Source organism: Acidovorax sp. BL-A-41-H1, assembly GCF_051942715.1.
Genome location: NZ_JBPVJQ010000013.1, coordinates 83,502 through 100,703, shown reverse-complemented (window position 1 = coordinate 100,703; position 17,202 = coordinate 83,502). Strand labels below are relative to the sequence as shown.

The 17,202-nt window shown below is 64.6% G+C and carries 17 protein-coding genes; 2 read left to right on the top strand and 15 right to left on the bottom strand.

Annotated features, from left to right (window positions below; genetic code table 11):
- Positions 1-5 precede the first annotated feature (5 nt).
- The 15 genes from rnhB to rpsB form a co-directional block, all read right to left on the bottom strand.
- On the bottom strand, positions 6-632 hold the full coding sequence (gene rnhB, locus ACTPOI_RS25505) for a ribonuclease HII (RefSeq protein WP_440114336.1): 627 nt from the start codon (positions 630-632) through the stop codon (positions 6-8).
- The gene (gene lpxB, locus ACTPOI_RS25500; protein WP_440114333.1) at positions 598-1,761 is read right to left on the bottom strand and encodes a lipid-A-disaccharide synthase; all 1,164 of its coding nucleotides are present in this window, start codon (positions 1,759-1,761) and stop codon (positions 598-600) included. The genes rnhB and lpxB overlap by 35 nt, the downstream gene beginning before the upstream one ends.
- A 9-nt stretch (positions 1,762-1,770) precedes the next feature.
- The gene (lpxA, locus tag ACTPOI_RS25495) at positions 1,771-2,559 is read right to left on the bottom strand and encodes an acyl-ACP--UDP-N-acetylglucosamine O-acyltransferase (RefSeq protein WP_094288124.1); all 789 of its coding nucleotides are present in this window, start codon (positions 2,557-2,559) and stop codon (positions 1,771-1,773) included.
- Positions 2,560-2,579: 20 nt separating this feature from the next.
- A complete protein-coding gene (gene fabZ, locus ACTPOI_RS25490) occupies positions 2,580-3,020 on the bottom strand; it encodes a 3-hydroxyacyl-ACP dehydratase FabZ (RefSeq protein ID WP_094287840.1) in 441 nt (146 codons plus the stop codon).
- A gap of 16 nt (positions 3,021-3,036) precedes the next feature.
- Entirely contained in the window at positions 3,037-4,020 is a 984-nt protein-coding gene (gene lpxD, locus ACTPOI_RS25485) for a UDP-3-O-(3-hydroxymyristoyl)glucosamine N-acyltransferase (protein ID WP_240515611.1), read from the bottom strand.
- A gap of 27 nt (positions 4,021-4,047) precedes the next feature.
- Positions 4,048-4,569, bottom strand: coding sequence for an OmpH family outer membrane protein (locus tag ACTPOI_RS25480; RefSeq protein ID WP_063459514.1), 522 nt, complete (start codon positions 4,567-4,569; stop codon positions 4,048-4,050).
- On the bottom strand, positions 4,569-6,866 hold the full coding sequence (gene bamA / locus ACTPOI_RS25475) for an outer membrane protein assembly factor BamA (protein WP_094287838.1): 2,298 nt from the start codon (positions 6,864-6,866) through the stop codon (positions 4,569-4,571). The genes ACTPOI_RS25480 and bamA overlap by 1 nt, the downstream gene beginning before the upstream one ends.
- Positions 6,867-6,910: 44 nt before the next feature.
- Positions 6,911-8,275 (bottom strand): RIP metalloprotease RseP, encoded by a 1,365-nt coding sequence (gene rseP, locus ACTPOI_RS25470; RefSeq protein ID WP_094287836.1) that lies wholly within the window; start codon positions 8,273-8,275, stop codon positions 6,911-6,913.
- 29 nt (positions 8,276-8,304) lie between these two features.
- Positions 8,305-9,483 carry a 1-deoxy-D-xylulose-5-phosphate reductoisomerase gene (gene ispC / locus ACTPOI_RS25465; RefSeq protein ID WP_094287834.1) on the bottom strand — a complete coding sequence of 393 codons (1,179 nt, stop codon included), beginning with the start codon at positions 9,481-9,483 and terminating at the stop codon, positions 8,305-8,307.
- Positions 9,483-10,337 (bottom strand): phosphatidate cytidylyltransferase, encoded by an 855-nt coding sequence (locus ACTPOI_RS25460; protein WP_440114326.1) that lies wholly within the window; start codon positions 10,335-10,337, stop codon positions 9,483-9,485. Before ACTPOI_RS25460 ends, ispC begins: the two co-directional genes overlap by 1 nt.
- Positions 10,338-10,367: 30 nt before the next feature.
- Complete coding sequence (uppS, locus tag ACTPOI_RS25455; RefSeq protein ID WP_440114323.1) at positions 10,368-11,099, bottom strand: polyprenyl diphosphate synthase; 732 nt, start codon at positions 11,097-11,099, stop codon at positions 10,368-10,370.
- 23 nt (positions 11,100-11,122) lie between these two features.
- Positions 11,123-11,683, bottom strand: coding sequence for a ribosome recycling factor (frr, locus tag ACTPOI_RS25450; protein WP_094287828.1), 561 nt, complete (start codon positions 11,681-11,683; stop codon positions 11,123-11,125).
- 49 nt (positions 11,684-11,732) lie between these two features.
- Positions 11,733-12,455 (bottom strand): UMP kinase, encoded by a 723-nt coding sequence (pyrH, locus tag ACTPOI_RS25445; protein ID WP_026436856.1) that lies wholly within the window; start codon positions 12,453-12,455, stop codon positions 11,733-11,735.
- Positions 12,456-12,521: 66 nt separating this feature from the next.
- Complete coding sequence (tsf, locus tag ACTPOI_RS25440; protein WP_094287826.1) at positions 12,522-13,451, bottom strand: translation elongation factor Ts; 930 nt, start codon at positions 13,449-13,451, stop codon at positions 12,522-12,524.
- A gap of 106 nt (positions 13,452-13,557) precedes the next feature.
- Positions 13,558-14,310, bottom strand: coding sequence for a 30S ribosomal protein S2 (gene rpsB, locus ACTPOI_RS25435; RefSeq protein WP_094287824.1), 753 nt, complete (start codon positions 14,308-14,310; stop codon positions 13,558-13,560).
- 182 nt (positions 14,311-14,492) lie between these two features.
- Between rpsB and ACTPOI_RS25430 the strand changes: the two genes are divergently transcribed.
- Positions 14,493-15,848: an amidase gene (locus ACTPOI_RS25430; RefSeq protein ID WP_440114317.1), complete on the top strand. Its 1,356-nt coding sequence runs from the start codon at positions 14,493-14,495 to the stop codon at positions 15,846-15,848.
- Positions 15,849-15,901: 53 nt separating this feature from the next.
- Positions 15,902-17,134, top strand: a complete 1,233-nt coding sequence (locus ACTPOI_RS25425) for an FAD-dependent oxidoreductase (RefSeq protein ID WP_440114314.1) — start codon at positions 15,902-15,904, stop codon at positions 17,132-17,134.
- Positions 17,135-17,202 lie beyond the last annotated feature (68 nt).

Here is a 17,202-nt window from a genome sequence, read left to right as displayed (position 1 = left end):
CCCGATCAGGTCGGCAGGTTCTGGGCCACCGGGGCGAACGAACGCCGGTGGTGCACACAAGCGCCATGCTCGCGCAGGGCGGCCATGTGCACAGCCGTGCCGTAGCCCTTGTGCCCAGCAAAACCGTATTGGGGAAATTCTTCGTGCACCTGCACGCACCAGCGGTCGCGATGCACCTTGGCCAGAATGGACGCCGCCGAGATGGAGGGCACCAGCGCATCGCCCTTGACGATGGCCTCGGCCGGCACATCGAGCACGGGCAGCCGGTTGCCATCCACCAGCACCATCACCGGCTTGAGGCGCAGCCCCATCACGGCCCGGCGCATGGCCAGCATCGTGGCCTGCAGGATATTGAGGCGGTCGATCTCTTCCACGCTGGCCTCGGCAATACAGAAACACAGCGCCTTGGCACGAATCTCGTCATAGAGCTTTTCACGCCGCGCCGGGGTGAGCTTCTTGGAGTCGACCAGGCCTGCAATCGGATGCAGGTCATCGAGGATGACGGCAGCAGCCACCACGGGCCCGGCCAGAGGGCCCCGGCCCGCCTCGTCCACGCCAGCCGCCAAGCCGGGTGGATGCCAGGGCAGGCAGGCCTGCTCAGGCAGCGGGGGAGAGGATTTTCTGGATCGCATCGGCAGCCAATTGGGGGGTATTGCGTTGCAGGCTTTGGTGCAACGCTGCAAAGCGCTGCTCCAGCGCCGTGATTTTTGCGGGGTTGTTGTGCCGGGCATCCAGCCATTCCAGCGTGGCCGTGCAGAGCGCCTGCGGTGTGGCGGCATCCTGGATCAGCTCTGGCACCACAAACTCGCGGCACAGAATGTTGGGCAAGCCCACCCAGGGTTGCAGCTGCTTGCGGCGCATCAGCCACCAGCTCAGCGGGTGCATGTGGTAGCCAATCACCATGGGGCGCTTGAACAGCGCGGCTTCGAGCGTGGCGGTGCCACTGGCAATCAGCGTGGCGTCACAGGCCGCGAGCACCGTGTGGGACTGTCCGGTGATGATCTGCACGGCATCCCCCAGGCCACAGGCCTGGGCCGCCTGCTCGATGCGGCCGCGCAACGCCGGGACAGCAGGAACTATCAATTTGATGGCTGGTCGCGCCTGGCGGACAAGCGCAGCCGCCTCAAAAAATGGGCGGGCGATGTACTGGATTTCTGAAGACCGGCTGCCGGGAAGAATGGCCAGGACTTCGTCGCGGTCCTGAAGGCCCAACTGCGCCCTGGCTGCTGCGCGGTCAGGCACCATGGGGATCACCCCGGCCAGCGGATGGCCCACGTAGGTGGCGGCAATGCCATGCTGCGCAAGCAACTCCGGCTCGAACGGGAAAATGCACAGCACATGGTCGGCACTGCGGCGGATTTTCTCCACCCGCTCGGCGCGCCAGGCCCAGATCGACGGGCATACGAAGTGCACCGTCTTGACGCCAGCGGCCCGCAGGTCGGCCTCCAGCCCCAGGTTGAAATCGGGCGCGTCCACGCCGATGAACACGTCGGGGCGGTCCTTGAGCAGGCGCTCGCGCAGTTGCTTGCGGATGCCCAGCAGCTCGCGCAGGCGGCGCAGCACTTCCATGCTGTAACCATGCACGGCCAATTTGTCGCTGGGCCACCAGGCACTAAAGCCCCGGCGTGCCATCTGCGGGCCGCCGATGCCGCAGGATTGCAACCCCGGCCAATGGGCCTGCATGCCGTCGATCAAAAGACCGGCGAGCAAGTCGCCCGACGTCTCGCCCGCCACCATGGCGATGCGGGGGGAAACACTCATCGCAGCCCCTCAGCGCGCGATGCCGCGCGTGGACGCATCCAGGAACGCCAGCACCAGCGCGACATCGGCAGCCGCCTCCGGATGGGCGGCGGGCAACTCGGCCATGGCGGCGCGCGCGGCGTCCAGTGTCAGCCCTTGGCGGTACAACGCGCGGTGCATCTGCTTGATGCCCGCCACGCGTGCGGCCGAGAACCCTCGGCGGCGCAAGCCTTCCAGGTTGAGCCCCCGTACGGACAACGGGTTGCCATCGACCATCATGAAAGGCGGCACGTCCTGCGACACAGCGCTGGAGAACCCGATCATGGCGTGCGCACCGATCTTCACAAACTGGTGGATACCGGTGAGCCCGCCCACCGTGACCCAGTCGCCAATCAGCACATGGCCGGCCAGCGTGGTGTTGTTGGCCATGGTCGTGTGGTTGCCCACATGGCAGTCGTGTGCGATGTGGGTGTAGGCCATGATCCAGTTGTCGTCGCCGATGCTGGTCTTGCCGCCCGCCCCCGGAACACCCCGGTTGAAGGTACAGAACTCGCGTACCGTGTTGCGGTCGCCGATGACCAGCTCGGTGTCTTCGCCCTTGTACTTTTTGTCCTGCGGCTCGGCCCCCAGGGATGCAAACTGGAAGATCCGGTTGTCCTGGCCGATAGTGGTGCGGCCCTGGATCACGCAGTGAGACCCCACGGAACTGCCTGCACCGATCACAACCTGCGAACCAATCACCGCATAGGGCCCCACCGTGACGGAAGGGTCGATGCGGGCACCCGCCTCAACAATGGCAGTGGGATGAATGTTGCTCACGATCCAATGGCCAGAGTCGGTCAGCCCACGCTGCGCATGGTGCACATGAGTTCGGCCTCGCAGGCCACCTCATCGCCCACACTCGCCACACCCTTGAACTTCCAGATACCGCCGCGCACGCGGTCAATGGTGATGGTCAGGACCAGTTGGTCGCCCGGCTCCACGGGACGCTTGAAGCGCGCGCCATCGATGCCGACAAAGTAGTAGATGTTGTTTTCGTCGGGCACCTTGCCCATGGCATCAAAAGCCAGCAGCCCGGCGGCTTGCGCCAGGGCTTCGAGGATCAGCACGCCGGGCATCACGGGGCGTCCCGGGAAATGCCCACCAAAGTACGGCTCGTTGAAGGTGACGTTCTTGATCGCCTTGATGCGGGTGTTGCTCTCAAGCTCAATCACCTTGTCCACCAGCAGAAAGGGGTAGCGGTGCGGCAGTTGCTTGAGAATTGCGTGGATATCCATCATCGAGTTGTTCTTCCGTTCATGCTGCTTTGAGGGCCTGCTCCAGCGCCTTGATGCGCTCGCGCAGGCTGTGCAGTTGTTTGAGTGTCGCAGCGTTCTTTTCCCACCGCGCATTGTCGTCGATGGGAAACATGCCCGTGTACTGGCCAGGCTGGGTCAGTGACCGGGTAACGACCGTCGCCGCCGAGATATGCACGTTGTCGGCCAGTTCCAGGTGCCCCAGCACAATCGCGCCGCCGCCCACCGTGCAATGTGCACCAATGGTGGCGCTGCCCGCAATGCCCACGCACCCAGCCATCGCGGCATGCTTGCCGATGCGTACGTTGTGACCCACCTGGATCAGGTTGTCGAGCTTGACGCCGTCTTCAATCACGGTGTCTTGCAGCGCGCCCCGGTCGATGCAGGTATTGGCGCCGATTTCCACATCGTCGCCGATGCGGACTGCACCCAGTTGCTCGATCTTGACCCATTGCCCGTTTTCAGGCGCAAAACCAAAACCGTCGGCACCGATCACCACACCGGAGTGCACGATGCAGCGCGCGCCGATATGGCAATCCTCACCCACGGTGACCCGCGACTTGAGCACGGTGTCGGCTCCCACGCGCGCACCGCGCTCGACCACACACAGCGGGCCGATGGTGGCTGTGGGGTGCACCTGGGCCGTGGGGTCCACCACGGCACTGGGATGCACGCCAGCGGGCCGTGCGGGCGCATTGCGCTGCCGCCACAGCTGGGTGGCACGCGCAAAGTAGACATAGGGGTTGTCTGCCACGATGCAGGCGCCACGCGCCAGAGCGGCCTCGCGCAAGGCAGGCGCCACAATGACACAGGCCGCCCGGGAGGCGGCCAGTTGCTGTTGGTAGCGGGGGTTGCTCAGGAAACTGAGGTCCCCGGGGCCTGCAACCTCCAGTGGCGCGATGCGGGCAATGGCGGTGTCACGCGCCCCCCCCTCCAGCGAACCACCGAGCACATCCACAATGTGCCCGAGCAGCAAGCCGCTCACGCGCCACCTGCCCAGCGCTGTGGCTGATTACTTGGCGCCAGCAGCGGCATTCAACGCCTTGATCACCTTGTCGGTGATGTCATGCTTGGGATTGATGTAGACGGCCTCTTGCAGGATCACGTCGTACTTTTCAGCCTCTGCCACTTGCTTGACGACCTTGTTGGCGCGCTCCAGCACCTGGGACAGCTCTTCGTTCTTGCGGGCGCTCAGGTCCTCCTGGAACTCACGGCGCTTGCGCTGGAAGTCGCGGTCCTGGTCCACAAGCTGGCGTTGGCGCGTGGTGCGCTGGCTCTCGGCCATGGTGGGGGCTTCGCGTTCAAACTTGTCGGTGGCGGTTTTCAGGGTGTTGCCCAGGTCCACCAGTTCTTTCTCGCGGCGGGAGAACTCCTGCTCCAGCTTGGCCTGCGCAGCCTTGGCGGTGCTGGCTTCACGGAAGATGCGATCGGTATTGACAAAACCGGCTTTGAATTCCTGCGCCTGCGCAGGGGCTGCGACGGCAACAACGCCAAGCAGCAGGGCCACAGAGAGATGGCGAGAAAAGGATTTCATTAGAAAGACGTTCCGATCTGGAATTGCAATTTTTGGATTTTATCGCCAGCGAACTTGCGCACCGGCTGCGCAAACGCCAAACGCAGCGGACCGAGCGGGGAAATCCAGCTCAGCCCCAGGCCCACGGAGGCACGCATGTCGCTGAAAGTGACTTTTTCATGCTCTCCGTACACGTTCCCCACGTCCACAAAAGTGAACACACGCAAGGTCCGGTCGTTCCCTGCCCCGGGGAAAGGAGCAATCAGCTCTGCATTCAGGGTCACCTTCTTGGGCCCGCCCAGAGAGGCCCCTGTCACGTCGCGCGGGCCGAGCGTACCCTGGTCGAAGCCACGCACGGAACCCAGGCCACCCGAATAGAAGTTCTTGAACACAGGGAAGGGGCGGCCGTTCATGCCCTTGCCAATGCCCGCCTCACCATTGAAAGCCACCGTGAAGCGCTTGTTGAGCGGTATGTACTGCTGGTACTGGTAGTTCGCACGCACATAACGCGCATCGCCGGCCACGGACCACTCGGAATTCAGGCGCTGGTAACGGCCTGAGTTGGGAGCCAGGGCACTGTCCCGATCGTCGCGCGACCAACCCACCGTCAAGGGAATGGAGGTGCTGGTGTAGCCAAACTTGTCGGCGTAGTACAGGTAGGTCGCGGGAATGTTGGTTCCGGGCTTGATCTGGGTCTGCTCCAGACCACCGCCAAAGAACACGGTATCGGTTTCACTGAACGGTACCCCAAAACGCACCGAAGTCCCGGTCGTGACCAGCTGGTAGTTGCCGCCCTGGTCCTCATAGGGTTTGTCGGTGCGGTAGTACACGTCCAGCGTGCGCGAGATGCCGTCGGCCGTGAAGTAGGGATTGGTGGTGCTGAACACCAGCGTACGGCGGTATTTGCTGGTGTTGACATCGATCCCCAGGTAGTTGCCGGAGCCGAAGATGTTCTCCTGCTTGATACCAAACGAAAGCGAGGCCTTTTCAGCACTGGAGAATCCGACCCCCATCTGCAGCGAACCCGTGGGTTTCTCGGCCACGTTGATCACCAGATCCACCTGGTCGGGCGCGCCCGGCACCTCCTGGGTCTCGACATTGACTTCTGTGAAGAAGCCCAGGCGGTCCACGCGGTCGCGCGACAGGCGAATCTTGTCGCCGTCGTACCATGAAGCTTCGTACTGGCGGAACTCGCGGCGGATCACTTCGTCCCGCGTGCGGTTGTTGCCGCTCACGTTGATGCGGCGCACATAGGCGCGGCGCGATGGCTCGGCCTGCAGAACCAGCACAGCGCGGTTGTTTTCGCGGTCGATTTCCGGCACGGCCTCGACCCGGGCAAATGCAAAACCGAATCGCGCAAAGTACTCGGAGAATGCCTTGGTGGTCTCGGTCACCTGGTCGGCGTTGTAGGGCTCGCCGGGGCGGATCGTCACCAGGGACTTGAACTCATCCTCACGGTCGAGGTAGTTGCCCTCCAGCTTCACCCCCGACACCACAAACCGTTCGCCCTCGGTGACGTTGACGATGATGGAGATGTCCTGCTTGTCTGGCGAAATCGCCACCTGCGTGGAATCCACGCGGAACTCCAGGTAGCCGCGCTGCAGGTAGTACGAGCGCAGCGTCTCCAGGTCAGCATTGAGCTTGGCGCGGGAGTAGCGGTCGGACTTGGTGTACCAGCTGAGCCAGCCGCCCGTGTCCTGGTCGAACAGCCCCTTGAGGGTGGATTCGCTGAAGGCCTTGTTGCCTACGATGCGCACTTCCTTGATGCGTGCGGGCTCCCCCTCCACAACCGTGAAGGTCAGGTTCACACGGTTGCGCTCGATGGGCGTCACGGTGGTCACCACCTCGGCACCGTACAGGCTCTTGTTGATGTACTGGCGCTTGAGTTCCTGCTCGGCCCGATCGGTCAAGGCCTTGTCATAAGGACGACCTTCCGCGAGGCCCACATCACGCATGGCCTTCTTCAAGGCGTCCTTGTCGAACTCGCGGGCGCCCGCAAAGTCCACATCCGCGATGGAGGGGCGCTCTTCGACTACCACCACCAGCACGTTGCCGCTGGCCTCCAGGCGCACGTCCTTGAACAGGCCCAGGCCAAACAACGCGCGAATGGCAGCAGCGCCCTTCTCGTCGTTGTAGTCATCACCCACCCGCAGGGGCATGGAGGCAAACACGGTGCCGGGCTCTACACGCTGCAGGCCCTCCACACGGATATCCTGCACCTTGAAAGGCTCCAGAGCCCATGCCGCATTGGCGGCAAAAACCATGGCGGCAACGGCCGATGCGGTACGCACGCCCAGGCGATTGATGTGTTTTTTCATGAATGAAGCTGGAGCCGCCATTGCAGGGCAATCGCGGCAAAAGGTTAGCCAAAGAGCCGGGTGATATCGTTGAACAGGGCTATGGACATCATGAGAAGCAAGACCGCAACGCCTCCACGCTGCAGACGCTCCATCCATGCGTCCGACACTCCCCTGCCCGTGACACCCTCCCAAAGATAATACATCAGGTGCCCACCGTCCAAGACAGGCAGCGGCAGCAGGTTGAGCACGCCCAGACTCACGCTGATGAGGGCAAGAAACACGAGGTACTGGGTCAACCCCATGCTGGCCGAACGCCCGGCGTAGTCTGCAATCGTCAAGGGGCCGCTCAGATTCTTGAGAGATGCCTCGCCGATCACCATGCGCCCCATCATGCGCAAGGTCAGCACCGACACATCCCAGGTCTTGACCATCCCAGCCCAGACGCCCTCGAACAGGCCGTAATCCACGGTCACAAACTCGGGGGGGGCGCCCACAAAAGCACCAATGCGCCCCACCGTGGCGCCCTGCTCCTGCTTGGCTTCGGGCAACACATCCAGTGTGAGCAACTGCCCCGCGCGGTCAATGCGCCAGGCCTGCGACAGGGGCTCATTCCCGCGCAGCGACTGGCGGATCAACTCGCGCAACTGCTGGCCATCCACCACGTCGGCGGCCCCCAGCTTGAGCACCAAATCACCCTCGCGCAAGCCGGCGCGGGCCGCTGCGCCATCGGGCATGACCTCGCCCAGGACCGGGCGCGTCCACGGCCCCAGAATCCCGATCTTGCGGAACAACTGCGCATCGGCTTCGCGGCTGTCGATGCCCGACATGTCCAGCAGAATCTCTCGGTGCGCGGCGCCCGCCTGCGGCTTCACATCCAGACGCACCGTCTGCCCTTCCAGCGCGCCACGCGTGAGCAGCCAACGCAGATCCTCGAACGAGCGGACGGGCTCCATCTCGTCGGCGCCCAGCGCCGCACGTTCCACCAGTTCGCCCCCCCGCAAGCCCGCTTTGTGCGCGACCGATCCGGCCACGGGACTCGCCAGCACGGCGCGGGGCTCTTCCACGCCATTCCAGTTCACAATGGAATACAGCAGCACCGCCAGCAACAAGTTGGCCAGGGGGCCGGCCGCCACAATGGCTGCCCGCGAGCGCAAAGGCTGGGTGTTGAACGCCAGGTGGCGCTCTTCGGGCGGCACAGGCGCCTCGCGCTCGTCCAGCATGCGCACATAGCCGCCGAGCGGAAAAGCACCAACCACAAACTCCGTGGGAGACCCCTTGGGTTGCCAGCGCAGCAGGGGGTGGCCAAAACCCACGGAGAAGCGCAACACCTTCACCCCACAGGCCACAGCCACCCGATAGTGGCCGTACTCATGTACCGCAATCAGAAGACCGAGGGCCACGACAAAAGCAACAAGGGTCAGCAGCATGGCGAAATGGTTCCGTGGGTCGGGAGGGCTCAGGCCGCCAATCGGCCTGCGGCATGCTCTGCAGCGCTGCGGGCCTGGGTGTCCAGATCCAGCAGGGCTTCGAGCGAATCCGGCTTGGAGGGCATCACGGCCTCCAAAGTTGCAAGGTTGACCGCATGAATGTGATCAAACCGCAGGCGCCCGGACAAAAATGCCCCCACGGCCACTTCATTGGCGGCGTTCAGCACGGCGGTCGTGCCCTCGGCCGCCTTCAGCGCCTGCCACGAAAGATGCAGGCCCGGGAAACGGATGGCGTCGGCCTCTTCGAACGCCAGCGCGCTCAGCGTCGAGAAATCCAGCCTGCTGGCACCGCTGGCAATGCGCTCAGGCCAGGCCAGGCCACAGGCGATGGGCACGCGCATGTCCGGCGTGCCCAGCTGCGCGAGGATGGATGCGTCCTTGAACTGCACCATCGAATGGATGATCTGCTGCGGATGGATCACCACCTTGATCTGGTCCGGGTGCAGGTCAAACAGCCACCGCGCCTCGATCACCTCCAGCGCCTTGTTCATCATGGTCGCCGAATCGACCGAGATCTTGCGGCCCATCGAAAAGTTGGGGTGTGCGCAGGCCTGGGCCGGAGTGATCTCGGCCAGGGTCGCAGGGTCACGCTGGCGGAAAGGCCCGCCGGATGCCGTGAGCAAAATACTGTCCACCCGGTCGGGCCAGGTGGACGGATCCTCGGGCAGGCACTGGAAGATGGCGGAATGCTCGCTGTCGATGGGCAGCAGCGTGGCGCCGCCCTGGCGCACCGTCTGCATGAACAAGCCACCGCCCACCACCAGCGCCTCCTTGTTGGCCAGCAACAATCGCTTGCCCGCACGGGCCGCAGCCAGACAAGGCGCCAGACCGGCAGCCCCGACGATGGCGGCCATGACGGCATCCACATCAGGATGTAATGCTATATTTTCAATAGCATCAACCTCAAACAGGACGCGCGTAGGCAGGCTGTTTTCCTTGATTTTTTCAGCCAACAGCTGCGCATGGGGCGCACTGGCCATCACCGCATAACGAGGCCGGAACTGCGCGCACTGGGCCAGCAGCACATCCACTTGGGTGGCCGCACTCAGTGCAAACACCTCAAAACGATCCGGGTGGCGCGCCACCACATCGAGGGTGCTGGTGCCGATGGAGCCGGTAGAGCCGAGGACGGTGATTTTTTGTTTCATCATGGGGTCGTGAGGCGCGTGAGCATCATGGCCAGGGGCAAGGTTGGCAACAGGGCGTCCACGCGGTCGAGAACACCACCGTGCCCTGGCAGCAGGCCACTGCTGTCCTTGACCCCGGCGCTGCGCTTGATGAGCGATTCCACCAGGTCGCCGGACACGCTCATGGCCACCATGAACAAGGCCGCAACCACCAGCAGCCACCAGCCCTGCTGCGCCATGCGGCTGTAGAAGCTGGGCACCAGGGCCTGCCAGTGAGCGTCGGCTGCCACCCAGGCGAAGGCCATGACCACCACACCCGCCAGCCCGCCCCACACGCCTTCCCAGCTTTTGCCCGGGCTGATGGAGGGGGCCAGCTTGCCCTTGGTGAAGCGCAGGCCAAACGCACGACCCGCAAAGTAGGCAAAGATGTCGGCCACCCACACCAGCAGCAGCACCGACAGCAAAAAGTTGATCCCGACGTTGCGCGCCTGCACCACCGCCAGCCAGGCGAGCCACAGGGCCAGCACCCCGGCAACAAGGCGCACACCGGCTGGAATGCGGGGCCAGCCCGGCACGCCGGCCTGGAGCAGCCATGCAGCCGCCAGCACCCAGAGCCCGCCCCCTGCGACCCACAGCGCCGTCAGCGGGCGATCCACCCAGCCCAGCGCCCAGGACCCCGCGCACAATGCCGTGCAGACAGCCCCCACAGCCACTGAGCCTGCCTGGCCCAGCCCGCTCAGGCGGCCCCACTCCCACGCACCAGCGGCCATGAGCACCAGCACCACCACAGCAAAGGGTACGGTGGAGGGATAAAAAAGTGCTGGCAGCAGGATGGCCAGCAGGACAAGGGCGGTGATGACACGCTGTTTGAGCATGGGGCCTTTCAGAAGAACCTGCTGGGGTTCTCAGCCCGGCATCGGATCGGGATGCGCGGACAGGATCTGTTCGGAAGTTTTGCCAAAACGGCGCTCGCGGCTGCCGAAGGCGGCAATCGCCTCGTCCAGCGCCGACTCATCGAAGTCCGGCCACAGCCGGTCACTGAACACAAACTCGGCGTACGCAGATTGCCACAGCAGGAAGTTGCTGATCCGCATTTCGCCGCCGGTGCGGATCACCAGGTCCGGGTCGGGCACATGGGACATGCCCATCGCCCCGTGCAGGCTGGCCTCGGTGATGGGCTCGCCGCGCGCCGCCAGTGACGCTGCCGCCTGGGCAATGTCCCAGCGACCGCCGTAGTTGAAACACACATTGAGCACCAGGCGCGTGTTTTCGGCCGTGGCGGCTTCTGCCTGCGCCAGCCCCTCGCGGACTTTCTGCGAGAGACCCGCACGCTCACCCACAAAGTACAGACGCACGCCGTCTTTCTTGAGCTGCGGCACTTCACGGCCCAGCGCCAGCGCGAGCAGTTCCATGAGGCCCGACACCTCGTCGGCAGGGCGATTCCAGTTCTCTGAAGAGAACGCAAAAACGGTCAACACGCCCACGCCGCGCTCAGCGCAGGCGCGCACACAGCGGCGCAGCGAGTCAACCCCTTGCTTGTGGCCCGCCAGGCGCGGCAGAAGGCGGCGCTTGGCCCAGCGGCCGTTGCCATCCATGACGATGGCAATGTGGTGTGGCACCACCGGAGAAACAGACATGGGAACGATCAAGCCCTGGGGGCTTAAACCGCCATGATTTCCTGCTCTTTGGCGGCCACCAGCGCATCGATTTCGGCGATGTGCTTGTCGGTGAACTTCTGCACGTCGGTTTCGGCGCGCTTCTGGTCGTCTTCGGATGCCAGCTTGTCCTTGACCAGCTTCTTGACGGATTCGTTCGCGTCGCGGCGCAGGTTGCGCACGGCAATCTTGGCGCTCTCGCCCTCGTTGCGCGCGAGCTTGGTCATTTCCTTGCGGCGCTCTTCGCTCATGGGGGGCATGGGCACGCGGATCAGGTCGCCCATGGAGGCCGGGTTCAGACCCAGGTCGCTCTCGCGGATGGCCTTTTCGATCTTGGCGCCCATGCCCTTTTCCCAGGGCTGCACGCTGATAGTGCGCGAATCGATGAGAGCCACATTGGCCACCTGGGAGAGGGGCACCAGGGAGCCGTAATACTCCACCTGCACCGTGTCGAGCAGTGCTGGGTTGGCGCGGCCCGTACGGATCTTCTGCAGGTTGTTCTTGAAGGCCGTGATGGACTGGTCCATCTTGGTCTCTGCGGTTTTCTTGATGTCGGCAATCGTCATGTTTTCTCCTGCGGCCAGCCTGCATCCGGTGCAGGCCCATCCATCGTGGTCAAGCGTAAACCAGCGTACCTTCGTCTTCGCCCATCACCACGCGCTTCAGGGCGCCGTGCTTGATGATGGAAAACACCTTCACCGGCAGCTTCTGGTCGCGGCACAGGGCAAAGGCGGTCGCATCCATAATGCCCAGATTGCGGGACATGGCCTCGTCAAAGCTGAGCTTTGTATAGCGCGTGGCCGTGGGGTCCTTCTGGGGGTCGGCAGTATAAACGCCGTCCACCTTGGTGGCCTTGAGCACCAGCTCGGCGCCGATCTCGGCACCGCGCAGGGCTGCTGCCGTGTCCGTGGTGAAGAAAGGGTTGCCCGTGCCAGCGGCAAACACAACCACCTTGCCCTCTTCGAGGTACTGCAAGGCCTTGGGGCGCACATAGGGCTCAACCACCTGCTCGATGGCGATGGCGGACATCACACGGGCCACCAGGCCTTGCTTGTCCATGGCATCGGCCAGGGCCAGCGCGTTCATCACGGTGGCCAGCATGCCCATGTAGTCGGCGGTGGCCCGGTCCATGCCGACCGAGCCGCCCGCGACACCACGGAAAATATTGCCCCCACCGATCACCACCGCCACCTGCACACCCAGACGGGTGACTTCGGCAATCTCTTCCACCATGCGAACGATGGTGGCGCGGTTGATGCCAAAGGCGTCATCCCCCATCAGCGCCTCACCAGACAGCTTGAGCAGGATGCGCTTGTGGGCTGGTGCAGCGTGGGACATGGGTGATTTCTCCAAAGGCAGGTACGGCGGTAAAAAAAGTGGGGGACGGGGCTGCGGTGCAGCCGATCAGGCAGCAGCGGCCTTGGCGGCAGCCACCTGGGCAGCCACTTCGGCAGCGAAGTCGTCAGCCTTCTTCTCGATGCCTTCGCCCACCACGTAGAGGGTGAAGCCCTTCACGTTGGTGTTGGCAGCCTTGAGCATCTGGGCCACGGTTTGCTTGCCGTCGGCAGCCTTCACGAAGACCTGGTCGGCCAGCGAGACTTCCTTCAGGTACTTCTGCACGGCGCCGTCAATGCGCTTGGCCGTGATTTCGGCGCTCTGTGCAGGCTTGCCAGCGGCCACGAGTTCCTTGTTGGCTTCGTCGGCCTTGCCTTCGGCCACCGAGCGCTCCTTGGCGATCAGGTCGGCAGGCACGTCGGCGCTGGTCAGGGCCACGGGCTTCATGGCAGCCACGTGCATCGCGACGTCCTTGGCGGCGGTGGCGTCACCGTCGAACTCGACGACCACACCGATGCGCGAACCGTGCAGGTAGGCAGCCAGGTTGGAGCCGCTGAAGCGCTTGAAGCGGCGGAACGACATGTTCTCGCCGATCTTGCCGATCAGGCCCTTGCGCACGTCTTCCAGCGTGGGGCCGAAGCTGTCCTGCTCGTAGGCCAGGGCACCCAGGGCGTCGATGTCGGCAGGGTTGTGCTCAGCGACCAGCTTGGCAGCGGCATTGGCCATGGCGATGAAGCTGTCGTTCTTGGAAACGAAGTCGGTTTCGCTGTTGACTTCGATCAGGGCACCCACGTTGCCGCTGATGAAGCTGGCAACCACGCCTTCAGCCGTCACGCGCGAGGCGGCCTTGCCAGCCTTCGTGCCGAGCTTGACGCGCAGCAGCTCTTCGGCCTTGGCCATGTCGCCATCGGCTTCGGTCAGCGCCTTCTTGCATTCCATCATGGGAGCGTCGGTCTTGCCACGCAGTTCAGCCACCATGCTTGCGGTAATTGCAGCCATCTTTATTCCTTCAGTATTCAGTTCAATGGGTTCAGATTCGGGCTAAAAAAAAGGGGGCTCACCAGGGGCCCCGCTTTTGTTCGCGACGGATCGCGCAGCCGGGCGCTCAGGCAGCGGCTTCTTGCACTTCCACGAATTCGTCGGTGCTCTCGCCAGCGGCAGCCTTCACGACTTCGTTCACGGCGTTGGCACGGCCTTCGATGATCGCATCAGCGATGCCACGGGCGTACAGCGTCACAGCCTTGGCCGAGTCGTCGTTGCCGGGGATCACGTAGTCGATGCCTTCGGGCGAGTGGTTGGTATCAACCACACCGATCAGCGGGATGCCCAGCTTCTTGGCTTCGGCCACGGCGATCTTGTGGAAGCCCACGTCGATGATGAAGATGGCGTCGGGCAGAGCAGCCATGTCTTGGATGCCGCCGATGTCCTTTTCGAGCTTTTCGATTTCGCGGGAGAACGTCAGTTGCTCCTTCTTGCTCAGGCTGTCGAGGCCAGCTTCTTGCTGGGCCTTCATGTCCTTCAGGCGCTTGATCGAGGTCTTCACGGTCTTGAAGTTCGTCAGCATGCCGCCCAGCCAGCGCTGGTCCACGAAAGGCACGCCAGCGCGTTGCGCTTCGGTGGCCAGGATTTCACGGGCTTGGCGCTTCGTGCCGACCATCAGGATCGTGCCGCGGTTGGCAGCCAGTTGCTTGGCGAACTTTTGGGCTTCCTGGAACAGTGGCAGCGACTTTTCCAGGTTGATGATGTGAATCTTGTTGCGATGGCCGAAGATGTAGGGGGCCATCTTGGGGTTCCAGAAGCGGGTTTGGTGACCGAAGTGGACACCGGCTTCCAGCATTTCGCGCATGGTAACGGACATAAAAATACTCCAAAGGTTAGGTCTAAAATCAGCCCCAATATTTGCGGCGCCGTGTTCTTCACGGATGCCGCAACACCTTGACAGGGCTGCTTTGCGATTGGCTTTGTGACAGCCGCCACACCTGCGATGCATGCACCGCCTGCGTCGCTGCTCCCAGCAAAACCCAAAGATTCTAGCACACCATGCTGCCTGACCTGATCACCACCCGCGACCGACTGCGGGAGGGCGCCACCACTGCGCCCGCCGAGCTGGAACGTTGCATCGGCGCCGCCCAGACCCCCGCCAACACCCACAGCTTTGTACGAACAATGTTCGACGAGGCACGCACCACGGCGGTGCAGTCCGGCCTGGCCCAGTTGCCCCTGGCGGGACTGGCGGTGTCGGTCAAGGACCTGTTCGACATCGCAGGCCAGGCCACGCCCGCAGGCTCCACCGTTCTGGCCGATGCACCGGCCGCTACCCAGGACTGTCCTGCAGTCGCCCGCCTGCGCGCAGCCGGGGCCAGCCTGATCGGCCGCACGAACATGGTCGAGTTCGCCTTTTCGGGTGTGGGCGTGAACCCGCACCATGGCACGCCCGCCGCCTGGGATGCGCGCTCCGGCGCGCTGCCCGGCGCAGCGCGTGTGCCGGGCGGCTCGTCCTCTGGCGCGGGGGTATCCGTGGCCACCGGGGCGGCGTTCATCGGGCTGGGGTCGGACACCGGGGGCTCCATCCGCATTCCCGCAGCGCTCAACGGCATCGTAGGCTTCAAGAACACGGCCCGGCTGGTTCCTACTGCAGGCGCCGTGCCGCTTTCCACCACCCTGGACACTGCCTGCGCCATGACGCGTACCGTGCGCGATGCCATCGTGGCGCACGAGGTGCTAGCCGCCCGCCGCGTAACGCGCAGTCTGGCACCGCTGTCGCAATACCGGCTGGCCGTGCCATCCACCCTCTTCCTCGACGGGCTGGACGCCACCGTGGCCAGCGCCTTTGAACGCAGTGTGGAAGCCTTGCGCCAGGCGGGCGCGCAGATCGACACCGTCGCCCTGCCCGCTGTGCTGGAGCAGCCAGCCTATGGTTTTGCCGCCCCCGAAGCCTACGCCTGGCACCGCGCGCTGCTGCAGCGCGCGGGCGACCGCTACGACCCCCGCGTGCGCATGCGCATCGAAAAAGGCGCCACGCTGATGGCCTGGGAGTACATCGATCTGCTGCAGGCGCGCCAGCAATGGATCGCCCGCATGCTCGCCGACATGGCGCCCTACGACGCCCTGCTCTCGCCCACCGTGCCCATCCTGGCACCGCTGCTGGCCGATGTCGCTCCCGCAGAAGGCATGGACAAGGCCCAGGACGCCGCCCGCGACGCCGAGTTCTTCCGCGTCAACAACCTGCTGCTGCGCAACACCAGCGTGGTCAACCTGCTGGACGGCTGCGCGCTGTCGCTGCCTTGCCATGCAGCGGGGGAACTCCCGGTGGGCCTGATGGTCTGGCACGGGGCCTTGCGGGACGACACCGTGCTCAACGTGGGCCTGCAGATCGAACAAACACTACAAAAATAATAGCTGCTCGCGCTTTACCAACAGGCGCAAGAGGCCAAAAACACCCAAATTTCATGAAGATTGCCATCGTGGGCGCCGGAATTGTCGGCGTCACCACCGCGTACGAGCTGGCCAGCGACGGCCACGAAGTCACCGTTTTTGAACAACGCAGCGCCGCCGCAGAAGAAGCCAGCTTTGCCACAGCAGGCCTGCTCGCCCCCCACCTGCTCAGCCCCTGGGCAGTGCCCGGATTCGGCCACGCCCTGCGGCTGATGGGGCCACACGCCACGCTGCGGCTTTCCGGCGGGCTGAGCCGGGCCAACTGGGCCTGGCTCAGCCGCTGGCGCAGCGCCACACACGCCAGCAGCGCCCCCGCGGCGGCGCTGGAGCGCCTGGCGCAATACAGCCAAAGCCGGCTACAGGCCCTGGCCCAACGGCACGAACTCGACTTTGAGGCCAGCGTAGGCCGCCTGGTGCTGCTGCGCACGGAACAAGAACGCGCCCAGATCCAGCCCGCCCTGCAGGTGCTGCGCGACAGCGGCGTGGCCCTGCGCGAAGTGGATGCCGACATCGCACGCCAGATCGAGCCCGGCCTGTCGCCCGAGGCGCCGCTGGCCGGTGCCATCCACCTGCCCGATGCCCGCGCTGGCAACTGCCGCCTGTTTGCGCAGCTGCTGCGCCAGGGCACGCAGGGCTCGGGCGTGCACTTTGCCTTCAACACCCGCATCGATCGCATCGGGGCTACCCCGGTCGGCGTGGTAGTGCAGGGCGAGAGCGACCTGCGGCGTTTTGATGCCGTGGTGCTGTGCGCCGGCACGGCCTCGGCCGCGCTGCTGCCCGCGCTGGGTATGCGCCTGCCCATGGCGGCGGTGTATGGCTACTCCGTCAGCGCCCCACTGCGCGAATCCACCCATGCCCCTCAAGGCAGCGTGGTGGATGTGGCCCAGCAGATCTCCATCACGCGCCTGGGCCAGCGTGTGCGCATTGCGGGCGGCGCCGAACTGGCGGGTGCCGACGCCGAGCACCACGCCGCTACGCTGCAGCGCCTGTACCGCACGCTCAACGACTGGTTCCCGGGCGGTGCGCAGCTCTCGTCCGGCGTGCAGGTCTGGCGGGGCGCACGCCCCCTGCTGCCCGACGGTGCCCCGGTGGTGGGTGCCAGCGGCGTGCCGGGCCTGTGGCTCAACACCGGCCACGGCGCCGGGGGCTGGGCACTGGCCTGCGGCAGCGCGCGGGCCCTGGCGGACCTGATGGCACAGCGAGCGCCCGAGGTGCCGCTGGACGGCCTAGGCATGCGGCAGTTCTGACGCAGGCGCGTTGTCGCCCCCGGGGTGGCGACGCACAATGGCAGGCGCACGGCATGGCGCCGTGCAGC